Origin of the sequence: Allocoprococcus comes (assembly GCF_013300725.1) — a bacterium.
Taxonomy (GTDB): Bacteria; Bacillota; Clostridia; order Lachnospirales; family Lachnospiraceae; genus Allocoprococcus; species Allocoprococcus comes_A.
Map to the genome: position 1 here is coordinate 18,118 of NZ_JAAIMM010000013.1, position 14,445 is coordinate 32,562.

A 14,445-nucleotide genomic window follows, 5' to 3' on the forward strand; every position below is an offset into this window, starting at 1 on the left:
TAAGAATGGATTTACAAGGAAAGAAAGTGTTGGTATTTGGTGCGGGAATCAGTGGGATCGGATCCTGCGGATTACTGGAAAAAGAAGGGGCAGAGGTAATTCTGTATGATGGAAATGATAAAAAAGATGCAGAGGCAATGAAAGCACAGCTTGGTGATGGAAGCAAAGTCCGTGTTGTCCTCGGAGCTTTTCCGGAAGAAGAGATGGAAAGTCTTGATCTGGTTGTAATGAGTCCGGGGGTGCCGACTGATCTGCCGATTGTTCTGGCTATGAAAGAAAAAGGAATTCCTGTCTGGGGCGAGATTGAGCTTGCCTATGTATGCGGAAAAGGAGATGTGCTTGGAATTACCGGAACCAATGGGAAAACGACAACAACCTCTCTTTTAGGCGAGATTATGAAAAATGCCCGTGACAGCGTTTTTGTTGTGGGAAATATCGGTACACCATATACGAATGCCGCAGCAGATACCAGAGAAGATTCTGTGATCGTGGCAGAGCTTTCAAGCTTCCAGCTGGAGAGTATTCATACCTTCCATCCAAAGGTAAGTGCAGTTCTTAATATCACACCGGATCATCTGAACCGCCATCATACGATGGAAGCATATATTCGTGCAAAGATGAATATTGCGAAGAATCAGACACCAGAAGATATCTGTGTTCTCAATTATGAAGATGAAGAGACAAGAAAGATGGCAGATGAATTTCAGGCAAGTGTTCTATTTTTCAGCAGTAAGCATAAACTGGAACAGGGTATTTATCTTGACGGAGAAGATATTGTATACAAACCGGAAAAGGAGAAAGAAGGAACGGTCATCTGCAAGACCGGCGAATTACAGATCCTTGGCGTCCACAATTATGAGAATGTTATGGCAGCGGTTGCAATGGCAGCAGCTTACGGTGTAGATCTGGATGTGATCCGTAAGTCTGTACTTGCATTTAAGGGGGTTGAGCATCGTATTGAATATGTGGCAGAGAAGAACGGGGTTGTCTATTACAATGACTCTAAAGGAACGAATCCGGATGCGGCGATCAAGGGAATCCAGGCAATGAACCGCCCGACGATCCTGATCGGTGGTGGATATGATAAACAATCCGATTTCCATGAATGGATCCAGAGCTTTGATGGAAAAGTCCGCTATCTGGTACTGATCGGTGCTACAAAAGAGCAGATTCAGAAAGAAGCAGCAGAGTGCGGATTTCATGACTGTATTTTAAAAGATACTTTCGAAGAAGCACTCGATACCTGTGTGGAGCTTGCAAGACCCGGAGATGCAGTTCTGCTGTCACCGGCATGTGCAAGCTGGGGAATGTTCCCGAACTATGAAGTGCGTGGGGAAGAATTCAAAAAATACGTAAATGCGTTATAAAAGAAATAAAATAATTTCATATAATCTGTATCAAAGGGCGTGAAACAAAGTGGAGGAAAAAGGGAAAAAGGGGCGTATGGATTACACGCTTCTGTTGATTGTTGTTCTCCTGGTTGTGATCGGACTGGTGATCTTATACAGTACCAGTGCATATAACGGTCAGGTGAAATTTCATGATTCCTTTTACTATCTGAAAAAGCAGGCGTTTGCGACGGTGCTTGGAATTGTACTGATGCTGTTCGTGGCGGGGATGGATTACCATATCTGGCAGAGACTGGCAATATTTGGTTATCTGGCAGCGGTTGCACTTTCGGTTGCGGTCATGTTGTTTGGCAGAGAAATTAACGGGTCCAAAAGATGGTTAGCTTTGGGCCCGTTTTCTTTTCAGCCATCGGAATTTGCGAAAGTTGCACTAATTCTTTTTCTGGCGGATCTTGTGACGAAGAACGTAAAAACAATTGGGAAAATGTGGACACTTTGCAGGATCATGTTCTGGATCCTTCCGATCGTGGGACTTGTGGGAGCGAGCAATTTAAGCACGGCGATCATTATTCTGGGAATCGGTGTGATCCTGATCTTTGTAGCAAGCCCGAAATATGCGCAGTTTGCCTTGATGGGACTCGCAGGCGCGTGCTTTATGGGGCTTTTTCTTGCCCTTGAAAGCTACCGGCTGGAACGGCTTGCTATCTGGAGAAATCCGGAAAAATATGAAAAAGGTTATCAGACACTGCAGGGACTTTACGCGATTGGATCCGGAGGAGTATTCGGAGTCGGGCTCGGAAACAGTGTGCAGAAGCTGGGGTTTGTACCTGAGGCACAGAATGATATGATCTTTTCAATTATTTGTGAAGAGCTTGGACTCGCAGGTGCGGGGATTATCGTTTTTCTGTTTCTGCTTCTGATCTGGCGCTTTTTCATGATTGCATCCGGAAGCAGGGATCTTTTTGGTGCGCTGATCGCGACTGGTGCAATGGCACATATGATGATCCAGGTTATTTTGAATATCGCAGTTGTGACGAATACGATTCCAAATACAGGGATCACACTTCCGTTCATCAGTTACGGAGGGACATCGGTGATGTTTCTTTTAATTGAAATGGGACTTGTGCTAAGTGTGTCACAAGTGGTAGACTAGACAGGAGATATACAAATGACGGAAGGAGGAAGATGCCTGGTGGGATGATACAGGAAGAAAGGAAAAAGAGAATCATAAAGCAGACTGCCATGAAAGCCATTCTGGTCATTATTATGGTTTGCATAGCTATGATTACGTTTCTTTTACTCTTTCAAGTGCGGAAAATCGAAGTATCAGGAAATCAGTATCTTAGCAGACAGGAGATTGCAGACTGGGTGCAGGATGATAATTGGTCTTCCAATTCGCTGTATGTGATGATCAGGAACCACCTGATGAATCACGAGCTGCTTCCGGCAATGGAAGAGGCAAATGTGACGATGAAGAATCCGTGGACTGTGAAGGTGACGATCAAAGAAAAGCGGGTGGCCGGTTATATCGTGTCAGGTGATGAATGTATCTATTTTGACAAGGATGGTATCGTACTTGCAAAGACAAAGGAGCTGTGGGATGGAATTCCGTGCATTGAAGGGCTGGAAGTAAAGAAGGTACAGCTTTACAAAGCACTTCCGGTCAGCAAGGCGAACAAAAAAGCATTTGCGAACCTTCTGGATATGACGATGACACTGAAAAAATGTGATCTCGCGCCGGATAAGATTGTTTGTTCCGGTTCAGATCTGTATCTTTTTTTCGGAAACAAATGTGTCAATGTCGGACACACGAATCTGGAAGAACGGATCATGCAGATATCGCCGATTCTTGAGAAGCTGGGAGATCAGGGAGGAACCCTGCATCTGGAAGATTTTAACACAGATAATATTACAATTACCTTCGAAAAAGATGTGATTCCGGACCTCGGAACATAATCTGTGTCAAGTGAATAAAAAAATAGGAAAATATACAAAATTCTATTGATATTTTTCGGAAAAAAATATATTATAGTCTTATGTATAACTAAGCGCATATTGACATTTAGGGTGTATAATATAATAAGGTGACGAAGGAGGAGAAACTCTTGTTAGAAATTAAAACAAATGAATCAGAAGCAGCAGCTAAAATAATTGTAGTCGGTGTAGGTGGCGGCGGAAACAATGCAGTCAACCGCATGATCGATGAACAGATTGCAGGTGTTGAATTTATTGCAATCAATACAGATAAACAGGCTCTTCAGTTATGTAAAGCTCCGACTCTTATGCAGATCGGAGACAAGCTTACAAAGGGGCTTGGTGCAGGGGCTAAACCGGAGATCGGTGAAAAAGCAGCTGAGGAAAGTGCCGAAGAGATCCAGTCAGCACTCAAGGGAGCTGATATGGTATTTGTTACCTGTGGTATGGGTGGCGGAACAGGAACAGGAGCAACTCCTGTTGTTGCACGTATTGCCAAAGAGCAGGGAGCACTTACTGTTGGCGTTGTAACTAAACCTTTCAAATTCGAATCCAAGACAAGAATGAACAATGCTCTTGCCGGAATCGAAAAATTAAAAGAAAATGTAGATACACTTATCGTTATCCCGAATGATAAGCTTCTTGAAATTGTAGACAGAAGAACAACTATGCCGGAAGCACTTAAGAAAGCTGATGAAGTTCTTCAGCAGGGTATCCAGGGTATCACAGACCTGATCAATGTACCTTCACTGATCAACCTTGACTTTGCTGATGTACAGACAGTTATGACAGATAAAGGAATTGCTCATATCGGTATCGGACAGGGCAAAGGTGATGACAAGGCTCTTGAAGCAGTTAAGCAGGCAGTTGCCAGCCCTCTGCTTGAAACAACCATCGCAGGTGCATCTCACGTTATCATCAACATTTCAGGTGATATCACTCTTATGGATGCGAGTGATGCGGCAGAATATGTACAGGATCTTGCAGGTGAAGATGCAAATATCATCTTCGGTGCAATGTATGATGATTCCAAGTCAGATGAAGCAACTATCACAGTTATCGCAACAGGTCTTCACAATGTAGGCGGAACACAGAGCAAGCTTCAGTCAAGACTGGAACATAAAGCAGCTATGATGAACGGTGGAGCTGGAATGGGTGCAAGCAATATTTCCCGTCCACAGTTTAATCCGGGAGAATACAGCAATGTAGAAAGACCGGTATACGGAGGCAGACCGGTACAGCAGCAGACTACACAGGTACCACCGCTTCAGAGTACAAGAACTCCACAGAGCAAGGTGAAAGAGCAGTCTATCAAGATTCCGGATTTCTTCAAGAAATAAGAATGAAATAACAGGGAAACAGTAAGAAATTACTGTTTCCCTGTTTTTCATAGTTTACTGTTCATAGCGTACCATTTCGCGCCGCAGTCTCTGCATAATTTTCTTTTCAAGTCTTGATATGTAAGACTGGGAGATCCCAAGAAGATCGGCCACTTCTTTCTGCGTTTTTTCTTCCCCGTCGGGTGTCCCAAGTCCGAATCGCATCTGTACGATTACCCGTTCCCTGTTTGAAAGCCGTCCGATGGCTTTTCCAAGAAGTTTGTGTTCTGCTTCGGTTTCCATATCACGATAAATGGTATCTTCTTCAGTTCCAAGAATATCGGAGAGAAGAAGCTCATTTCCATCCCAGTCAACATTGAGCGGTTCATCGATGGAGACCTCCAGTTTGGTCTTGTTATTCCGGCGCAGATACATGAGGATCTCATTTTCAATACAACGGGAGGCATAGGTGGCAAGCTTGATATTTTTCTCTGGATTGAAGGTATTGATTGCTTTGATCAGTCCAATCGTGCCGATGGAGATCAGGTCTTCTACGCCCACACCGGTATTGTCAAATTTTTTCGCTATATATACAACCAGACGCAGGTTATGTTCAATAAGAAGCTTCTTTCCTTCTTCATCCTGCACGCCTCCGAGAAGGGAAATGGCATGCCCCTCTTCTTCACTGCTAAGTGGGAGTGGCAGGATATCTGTCCCTCCTATGTAATGGATTTCCTGCTTTTCCGGGAAGAAAACACTGCGGAAAGAGGGAATCATTTTCAATTTAAAACAATCTGAAACAGCAACTTTTATCATCATTATAATCCTCCTAACAATCTTCAGGATGCAATAGCATTTCATATTTTCCGTTTCCAAAATTCTTCTGTTCGGAAATACCGATCAGTGGAGAATGGATCCAAAATTCAGATTCTCCTGTTATTTTCATTTTCTTGACAGAAAAAACAGGAAGAATACCGGTCGTCTTCTGTATAGTCTGGTACGGGATGTACCGGAGCCTTCCAGGTGAGATCTGGGAAGAAATCTTCTGACAGGCGTTTTTGCTGATAATATGAACCGGCTTCCCGGTCAGTGGATCAGAAAGATGATTGCCACTGTCCAGAAAGGCTTTCAGATGAAAATCTTTTCCATTTACAGTTAAAATCACATCATAACTATGATCTTGTGATCTCCATAGTTTCTTTAGAAACAAAAGCCCATGATATAAAAGAAAAAAACCACAGATGCCAAGGGTGAAAAGAAAAGATGTAATCCGGAAAAATTTTCCAAAATAAAGACGGAGACAGCTCATGATACCTCCAAGGAGAAAGCTTGCAAGATAGAGCAGGATCCATGCTTTGAAAAAAACGGGAAATGTCCGGATTTTCAATCCGATCACTGTCATACAGGAATTTACCAGGAAAAACAGCAGGATATACCGGCTCCATACCGGGCATGGAAAAAATAAAATGACACAGGTCAGTAGTGAACCGGTAAAGGAACCGGCAAGAAGACTTCCATAAGTGGCAGAACATGGAAATACTTTTTTTACTGCCAGAAGAATCAGAAAATCCATCATCATATTTTCCAGAAACAATACATCCAGATATACTTCATACTGCATAGTCTTATCCTTCTTTCTCTTTAGCTGCTAAATAGATTTGGTACTTAAGCATGCTTTATTATAGAAAAGATGTGTTTCAGATTTTGTCAGAAGATGGAAAAAGCAGAATAATTTTATTCGACATGCTAAAATGCTGGATTTTTTATAAGAATTGTCGAAAAAGACAGGAAAAGACCGGCGTTCCATGTCGGAAGCCGGTCTCTGGAAAGATAAGATTGGTATTTATCTGTCGTCACGATCCCATTTGTCAGCAAGATTCTGGATCTGTGACTCGAATTTTGCAAGATCTTTGTTTGCAAGACCTTCATTTTTAAGCACAACATCCATGAGGTGTTTGGCTGCTGCAACCACGCGGTTGAATGCAGTAAGAGCACGTGCTTTGGCTGGCTTTTCAACTGCTTTTTTCGGAAGCCTGATACCTTCAGAAAGTATGGTATCGGTTGCGAGATCAACACAGCCTCCGGAGTATGGTGCAAATGCCGGAATGCCGAAACGGTCTGTGATGGTAGCAGCGAAAGAATCTGTAACCGAATCCTCTCCATGTACAACAAAGATGTGGGATGGTTTCTCTTTGATTCCATCAATCCAGTTCAGAAGACCATTCATATCGGCATGTCCGCTGATTCCTGCAAGTACTTCAATACGGGCATTAACTTCTACATTTTCGCCAAAGAGCCGGACTGATTCCGGTTTGTTTTCGACAAGCTTGCGGCCAAGAGTGCCAACTGCCTGATAGCCTACGAAGAGGATCGTGCATTCTTTTCTCCAGAGGTTGTGTTTCAGATGATGGCGGATACGGCCGGCTTCACACATTCCGGAAGCAGAGATGATTACTTTTGGTTTGTCATTGAAGTTGATCATTTTAGATTCTTCACTGGTGATCGTGGTTTTCAGTCCCTGGAAAAGAAGAGGGTTGATTCCTTTATTTATCAGAGCCATTGCATCCTCATCAAAGCAGGACTGTACATTTTTCTGGAAAACGTTGGTTGCTTCGATCGCCAGAGGACTGTCTACATAAACCTCAAAATTCTGATATTCCGGCAAAAGATTATCTTCTTTGATCTCACGGATAAAGTATAAAAGCTCCTGGGTTCTTCCTACTGCGAAAGATGGAATGACTACATTTCCACCTTTGGCAAAGGTTTCGCGCAGGATTCTGGTAAGATCCTTAATATAATCCGGTTTTACAGTAGAATGGATCCGGTTTCCGTAGGTGGATTCGATGACAAGATAATCGGCAGAGTCCACATTCTGCGGATCTTTGATGATCGGCTGATCGATATTGCCGACATCTCCGGAAAATACGATTTTTTTGCTTACACCGTCTTCCGTAATCCAGACTTCAATGCAGGAAGAACCAAGCAAGTGACCGACATCTGTGAAGCGAAGCTTGATTCCTTCACAGAGCTGAATTGTCTGGTTATAATCGATCGGCGCAAGAAGTGCAACTGCATTCATGGCGTCCTGTACAGTATAAAGTGGTTCATAAAGCGGAGCACCTGAGCGGAGTGCCTTCCGGTTCCGCCATTCTGCCTCGGATTCCTGGATATGTGCACTGTCACGGAGCATGATGCTGCACAGATCAGAGGTGGCGAATGTACAGATGATCTCGCCTTTAAATCCATTCTTTACTAGCAGAGGAATCTTGCCGGAATGGTCAATGTGCGCATGTGTTAAGAGGATATAGTCGATCATGGAAGGATTGATCGGAATTTCCTGATTCTCATACAGATCAGGTCCCTGTTCCAGTCCACAGTCTATTAGAATATGTTTTCCACACGCTTCAAGATAATGGCAGCTTCCAGTTACTTCATGGGCGGCACCGATAAAAGTAAGTTTCATATACTCAACCCCTTTGCGAATAATTTATTTTTATTTTCCAGTAAATTCCTATAGAACTTCCTGGGAAATAGCAGGCACTATGTGCCAGAGATGCGCACTCGCGCGAAGATGTAGATGTCGCAGGCGACCACGCTCGGCGCGAGAATGTGTCAGGGCACATTCTTTTTCCTTTTTTATATATTATACTATAATTTCACGTAAAATGATAGAAAATCAGACAATATTACTAAAATGTATATTCTTTCAGAAGAGTGCGAAAAAAGTCAAGGAGCGATATTTTTTATATTTCAGTGGAAATCGAATAAATAAAAATGGTTTTGAGAAAAATTTATACCAGTAAAGATTTGGAGGTTTATTGAGATGGTACTTAATAAAGTAGAAATCTGTGGTGTAAATACAGCAAAGCTTCCCCTGCTTAGCGACAGGGAAAAGGAGGTGCTTTTTGAGAAAATCAAAGCGGGGGACGAAGAGGCTAAAGAACAGTATATCAAAGGAAATCTGCGTCTGGTACTCAGTGTGATCAAACGCTTTTCGGGAAGCAGTGAAAATCCGGATGATCTGTTTCAGATCGGATGCATCGGACTGATCAAGGCGATCAATAATTTTAATCCGGCACTGGAGGTCAAATTTTCAACTTACGCAGTCCCGATGACTATAGTAAGTAGAAATAACCAGAATTGACCGAGAATCTATCAAAAAAATATGTGAGTACTACTTTCATACACCTTTCACGGTAAAATATATAAAAAGACCGTGGGAGGTGTATTTTTTTGTACCGTGATTGGTATACCAGATGACAACCACGTGGTAGACATGCGGGATACCCAGGTTAGGTTAGGTAAGGATAGTACAGGTAAGGATAGTATAAAAAACAATATGGGGAAAAAAATAGGCTGGTGATTATATGGCTAAATTAAACGGCATAGCAAGAAAGTTACAGAAAGCGATCTTACAAAAAGGTCTGGTTATCCGCACGGGAACAAGCCAGTTCTATTCTGTAGAACAGAAAAGACTCATTACCGTATACATATTGTCCACAAGGATAATGGAACGGAAGAAGAATGGGGAATGGAAAGATACGGATCTGGAAATCTTACGGACTGCATCGTTGTTGGAGATTGTGAATTGTTTGAATGATATATGGAAAGCGGTAAAGGGAGATGAATAAATTGAAAGAGGGCGGTGGATAAGTGGCAAAGGATAAGCTTACACCGAAGCAGAAAGCGTTCTGTGACGAATACTTGATATGTGGGAACGCTTCCGAAGCTGCAAGGAAAGCAGGATATAGCGAAAAGACAGCGGGGTATATAGCAAGTGAAAACCTTACAAAACCCGTAATTATGGAATATATAGCAAAGAGACAGAAGCAGATTGAAGACGCAAGAATCGCAGACGTAGCCGAAGTTATGCGTTTTCTAACATCTGTAATGCGTGGAGAGGTAAAAGACCAGTTCGACCTGGATGCACCACTGTCGGAACGAACAAACGCAGCGAAAGAGATTCTGAAGCGTAACATTGACAACCGCCGGATGGACATTGAGCTTACAAAGCTAGAAGCAGCATACAAGGATAACACAGCGGAAGAAGTGCATGATAACTTCATGGATGCTCTGAACGCTACAGCTTGCGAGGTGTGGACGGATGACGAATAGCATAGATCAGCGTATCGAGAATGTACGCAAGGGCATTATGAAACGTGCGTCTGCCATGAAAGAAAAGGTTAAGAAGCAAGGGTTCGCTTTCAAACCGTTCTCTGTTAAGCAGAAGCAAGTCCTAACATGGTGGTGTCCGAACAGTCCAGTCAAGGACAAGGACGGCATTATAGCAGATGGAGCGATCAGAAGCGGAAAGACATTGTGCATGTCGTTGTCTTACGTACTGTGGGCAATGGAATCATTCAATCAACAGAATTTCGGTATGGCTGGAAAGACGATCGGCTCATTCCGGCGAAATGTTTTATTCTGGCTGAAAATGATGCTTGCGAGCCGTGGATATTCGGTAGTAGACCACAGATCGGACAACTTGATCGTGGTAAGCAAGGGAACGACAACCAATTACTTCTACATATTTGGTGGCAAAGACGAGCGATCACAGGATCTGATACAGGGAATAACGCTTGCCGGGATGTTCTTCGATGAAGTTGCGCTGATGCCAGAATCGTTCGTGAATCAGGCGACAGGACGTTGTTCTGTGACGGGTTCTAAATTCTGGTTTAACTGCAACCCGGACAACCCACGACACTGGTTCAAGGTAAATTGGGTGGATAAATGCAAGGAAAAGAACATTATCTATCTGCATTTCACGATGGATGATAACCTTTCTCTCTCTGAGAAGATTAAAGAAAGATACCGCAGTATGTATGTAGGTGTGTTCTTTAAACGCTATATCTTAGGACTGTGGTGCGTTGCCGAGGGACTTGTATATTCTATGTTCTCCGAAGAACGGCACGTGAAGAAAGAACACATGACAGGCGCATTGACTTATGTGGTATCTGTCGACTACGGAACGGTCAATCCGTTTTCAGCTGGTCTGTGGGCGTTTGATGGATGGCATTCACAGAGAGAAGCGGAAGTCTACTACAACAGTAGAGAAGTCGGAAAACGTGTGGATGATGAAGAATATTACAAGATGCTGAAAAAGCTGATCGGGAACAGGCGTGTCGAATGTATTATTGTCGATCCGTCTGCCACTTCATTTATCGAGGTCATAAAGAAATACAATGAATACAGTGTAATGGGTGCGAACAATGATGTCCTAGACGGAATACGGGTAGTAACCACGATGCTGAACAAGGACATGATAAGCGTACATGAGGACTGCGAGGACAACATAAAAGAGTATGGTCTGTACGTGTGGGATGAAGAAAAGGGTGACGATGTTGTTATCAAAGAAAATGACCACAGTATGGATGATACAAGATATTACTGCTACACATTTTTAAGACGTAGATTAAGGTGGAGATATTAAGCATGGGAATTATAGCATGGGCAAGGACGGTGATTGACAGATTGCTTAGAAAAGACGCAAAGGACATTTTTAAAACAGATGTGCAACTTTCGTCCGCAATGGAAACGGCGATAGCGACATTTTACAACGTTACAAGCGGAAATCCTCCGTGGAAAGACCGGGAGGACGAAGTGGACACGATCAACTTTGCCGGATACATAGACGATGTAACCGCCGGACTGGTGACACTTGATCTGGATATTCAGATTGACGGACAGGGCAGAGCGGAATTACTAAAAAAACAAGCTGACTATGTGTTGAAAGTAATCAGTGACAAGGTTTCCGAGGGATTAGGCAATGCCGGTATCATGTTCAAACCAAACGGAGAGAACATTGATTACGTTGAAGCTGGCAACTTCGCACCGACAGCAGCAGACAGTAACGGCGATATAAAAGGCTGTGTGTTCCGTACAACATTAGACCGAAACGGATATAGATATACGCGCTATGAGTGGCAGAGGTACGAGGGCGAATTGTACCGGATCACGAACGTAGCATACAAAAAAAGAATCGGAAGCACTGGCGTAGCAACTGGAATCGGCAGACCGTGTGACCTTGCAGAAGTAGAGGAATGGGCGGAACTTGAGCCGGATGTGTATATTGCAAATGTAGAAAAACCGCTGTTTGCGTTCTTCAAAAATCCGGCACCGAACAGAATTGACCGTGATAGTGCATTAGGCGTTCCAATCTGGTGCAACTGCATCAAGGAGCTGAAAGATCTGGATATTGCATGGAGCAGAAAAGGGACAGAGACAGAGGACAGCAAGCACGTTACTTATCTCCCTTACAGTGCTATACGGTATGCAAAAGACAACAAGGTCAAGCTCCCAAGAACGCTTAAAGGCGTAGAAATGGGCGTAGGAGTGAGCGATGAAAACATGATTCATGAACACGTTGCAACCTTGCTGACCGAGCAGAGGATCAAGGATATCAATTCGATTCTTGCTATGATTTCTACAAAATGCGGATTCTCTCAGGGATTTTTCCAGTTGGATGAAAAAACCGGCATGATGACCGCCACACAGGTAGAAGCGGATGACCAGGAAACAATCCGAACGATCAAGAATATCCGTGACGCTCTTGAGGAATGTATCAGACAGCTCTTATATGGATGCAATATCATGGCAGACCTTTACAGTGACACACCACCGGAGCTGTGGGAGAACATGGAAGAATCAATGGTGTTTAACTTTGGAGACATCACATACAACTACCAAGAGGACGCCGCTAACTGGTGGAAATACAGAATCCAAGGAGATGTCCCGGCATGGATGTATTATGTTAAATTCGAGGGCATGAGCGAGGATGAAGCAAGACAAATGATCGAAGAAGCGAAAAAAGAGAACGAGCCGGAAGAACCGGATCTGTTCAAAAACGAATAGGGGTGATCTTATGGCAGTATCGACAATGAACATTTTTATCATTTGCGCTACAATTATTATCTTGCAACTTATGAGTTGGAGGAAGTAAGATGCTAACACCAGAGTATTTGCAAGATGCTACGGACGGAGCGGAGAGAATCGCTTCACAGATGCACCGGAACATTATGGATAAGATTATCGCCCGGATAATGTCACGAATCGGAAGAGGGGAAGACTATATTCTTACTGCTACGGACAAATGGCAGATTATGGTTTTACAAGATGCCGGAGAACTACTGTCGGACATCCAGAAAGAGATTGCAGATAAGACGAAAAAGCAGCTGCCGGAAATCAAAGCAGCTTTTCAAGATGCCGGTATTGAAGCTCTGAAGTGGGATCATGCGATATATGAAGCAGTCGGCCTAAACCCTCCACCTCTTGCGCAGTCACCGACACTGATACGGATTCTTGAAAGGGATTATGCGGCAACCGAGAAAATGTGGCGTAACTTTACAAGGACAACGGCAGAAGAATCGCAGCGCATTTTCATTAACGAAATGGACAATGCATATAGAAATGTGGTATCCGGTGCAGTATCGTATACAGAAGCGGTAAAAGATGTTCTTAACAAAGTAACAGAGAATGGCGTTAAAGTAACATATCCGACACAACGAAAGTTGAGCATAGAAGCGGCCACAATGATGATCGTCCGCACAGGAATTGGACAGGCAGCGGCGGACATTTCTATCAAGCGAATGGAAGAAATGGAATGGGACACCATCCTTGTTTCCGCCCATGTGGGAGCCAGAACAGGTGATGGCGGTATGAACCCAACCAACCATCTATGGTGGCAAGGTCGTTTTTATTCCAGAACTGGGAAAGACAAAAGATACCCGGACTTCCGGGAAACGACAGGATACGGAACGGGCGAGGGATTGTGCGGATGGAATTGCAGACACTCTTTCGGCACTGGTGACGGAATCAACAATCCATTCGATATAGACAGCATAAAGAAAGCTGACAACTACAAAGCGGAATCCTTGCAGAAGAGACAGCGGACACTGGAACGCCGGATCAGGAACAGCAAAGGAGATCTGAAAAACATACAGACAGCTATAGACAGTTGCCGAGACGGAAAGCTCAAATTCGAGTTACAGAACAAATACGACAGAAAAGCGGATACACTGGCAAGGCAGAAGAAAGAATACAGTAAATTTTGCAAAGCGAATGACCTGAAAGAGTATGCAGAACGCTTAAAGGTGGCAAATTGGCATAGGTCGGAGTCGGTAAAGGCAATGCAAGGAGCAAAGCGGTATCAGGCAGCTAAAGGAGAATAAATGGAACAGTTAACACAATTTTTGGTGATCTGCAATGCGATCACGGTTATCGGTGGAGCTGTGGCAGTGATTTCCACGTGGAAAAAGCACATGGACAGTCCAAGAAAACAGCAAGATAAGAAGATAGAAAATATCGAGGGGAGGATTGGGAATATCGAGGAAAGCATATCGGACATAAACAAAAAGCTCGATAGTGACTATAAATCTATCAGGAACACTAAGGAAGATATGAATTTGCTTATGCGAAGTATGTTCAATCTGATCGAAAACAAGATAACCGGGAATAACATTGAGGGTTTAAAAAAAACACGGGAAGAATTGGTAAATGCAATGACATACAAGAAAGCGTGATTTATGGTATCATGAAAATATGTTCTTTTACACGTAAAGAAATCGAATACCTAAGAAAAGAATGTAATTTCACGCCCACAGAAATGGAACTCTTTGATCTGCGGAGCATGGATGTACCTCTGGAATTGTGCGCTGAAAAGTTGAATGTGAGCTTATCCACGGCAAAGAGAATAAGCAGACGAATAAATGCAAAGATAATAAGAGTGTGCTGATACTTTTATGATTCTTTCTAAGGACTTTAACGAACTGTTAGAGTTCTTTTTTTATGCGTAAAATTAAGGTATA

13 protein-coding genes and 1 pseudogene are annotated in these 14,445 nt (G+C 43.3%); 11 read left to right on the plus strand and 3 right to left on the minus strand.

What is annotated here, in order from left to right; translation table 11 throughout:
• Positions 1–5 precede the first annotated feature (5 nt).
• The 4 genes from murD (at position 6) to ftsZ (ending at position 4,663) form a co-directional block, all read left to right on the plus strand.
• Positions 6–1,367: a UDP-N-acetylmuramoyl-L-alanine--D-glutamate ligase gene (gene murD / locus G4407_RS08470; protein ID WP_173688519.1), complete on the plus strand. Its 1,362-nt coding sequence runs from the start codon at positions 6–8 to the stop codon at positions 1,365–1,367.
• 76 nt (positions 1,368–1,443) lie between these two features.
• Positions 1,444–2,502: an FtsW/RodA/SpoVE family cell cycle protein gene (locus G4407_RS08475; RefSeq protein ID WP_179963130.1), complete on the plus strand. Its 1,059-nt coding sequence runs from the start codon at positions 1,444–1,446 to the stop codon at positions 2,500–2,502.
• Positions 2,503–2,546: 44 nt separating this feature from the next.
• A complete protein-coding gene (locus G4407_RS08480) occupies positions 2,547–3,305 on the plus strand; it encodes a cell division protein FtsQ/DivIB (protein WP_173688521.1) in 759 nt (252 codons plus the stop codon).
• A 149-nt stretch (positions 3,306–3,454) separates the two neighbouring features.
• Complete coding sequence (gene ftsZ, locus G4407_RS08485) at positions 3,455–4,663, plus strand: cell division protein FtsZ (protein WP_173688522.1); 1,209 nt, start codon at positions 3,455–3,457, stop codon at positions 4,661–4,663.
• A 54-nt stretch (positions 4,664–4,717) separates the two neighbouring features.
• Here ftsZ and sigE read toward each other — a convergent pair whose 3' ends face one another.
• The 3 genes from sigE to G4407_RS08500 form a co-directional block, all read right to left on the minus strand.
• Complete coding sequence (gene sigE / locus G4407_RS08490; protein ID WP_173688523.1) at positions 4,718–5,461, minus strand: RNA polymerase sporulation sigma factor SigE; 744 nt, start codon at positions 5,459–5,461, stop codon at positions 4,718–4,720.
• A 10-nt stretch (positions 5,462–5,471) separates the two neighbouring features.
• A complete protein-coding gene (locus G4407_RS08495) occupies positions 5,472–6,263 on the minus strand; it encodes a sigma-E processing peptidase SpoIIGA (protein WP_173688524.1) in 792 nt (263 codons plus the stop codon).
• A gap of 222 nt (positions 6,264–6,485) precedes the next feature.
• Positions 6,486–8,105, minus strand: a complete 1,620-nt coding sequence (locus G4407_RS08500) for an MBL fold metallo-hydrolase RNA specificity domain-containing protein (RefSeq protein WP_173688525.1) — start codon at positions 8,103–8,105, stop codon at positions 6,486–6,488.
• A gap of 360 nt (positions 8,106–8,465) precedes the next feature.
• Between G4407_RS08500 and G4407_RS08505 the strand changes: the two are divergent.
• The 7 genes and pseudogenes from G4407_RS08505 to G4407_RS08535 all read left to right on the plus strand — a co-directional run.
• A pseudogene (locus G4407_RS08505) lies at positions 8,466–8,762 on the plus strand (sigma-70 family RNA polymerase sigma factor); the annotation flags it as partial.
• A gap of 247 nt (positions 8,763–9,009) precedes the next feature.
• The gene (locus G4407_RS08510) at positions 9,010–9,273 is read left to right on the plus strand and encodes a hypothetical protein (protein WP_173688526.1); all 264 of its coding nucleotides are present in this window, start codon (positions 9,010–9,012) and stop codon (positions 9,271–9,273) included.
• A 22-nt stretch (positions 9,274–9,295) separates the two neighbouring features.
• Complete coding sequence (locus tag G4407_RS08515) at positions 9,296–9,757, plus strand: terminase small subunit (RefSeq protein WP_173688527.1); 462 nt, start codon at positions 9,296–9,298, stop codon at positions 9,755–9,757.
• Positions 9,747–11,072 carry a PBSX family phage terminase large subunit gene (locus G4407_RS08520; RefSeq protein ID WP_330586029.1) on the plus strand — a complete coding sequence of 442 codons (1,326 nt, stop codon included), beginning with the start codon at positions 9,747–9,749 and terminating at the stop codon, positions 11,070–11,072. Before G4407_RS08515 ends, G4407_RS08520 begins: the two co-directional genes overlap by 11 nt.
• Positions 11,073–11,074: 2 nt before the next feature.
• Positions 11,075–12,493 (plus strand): hypothetical protein, encoded by a 1,419-nt coding sequence (locus tag G4407_RS08525; RefSeq protein ID WP_173688528.1) that lies wholly within the window; start codon positions 11,075–11,077, stop codon positions 12,491–12,493.
• A gap of 89 nt (positions 12,494–12,582) precedes the next feature.
• Positions 12,583–13,809 (plus strand): phage minor capsid protein, encoded by a 1,227-nt coding sequence (locus G4407_RS08530; protein ID WP_173688529.1) that lies wholly within the window; start codon positions 12,583–12,585, stop codon positions 13,807–13,809.
• Entirely contained in the window at positions 13,810–14,160 is a 351-nt protein-coding gene (locus G4407_RS08535; RefSeq protein WP_173688530.1) for a hypothetical protein, read from the plus strand.
• The last annotated feature ends 285 nt before the right edge of the window (positions 14,161–14,445 follow it).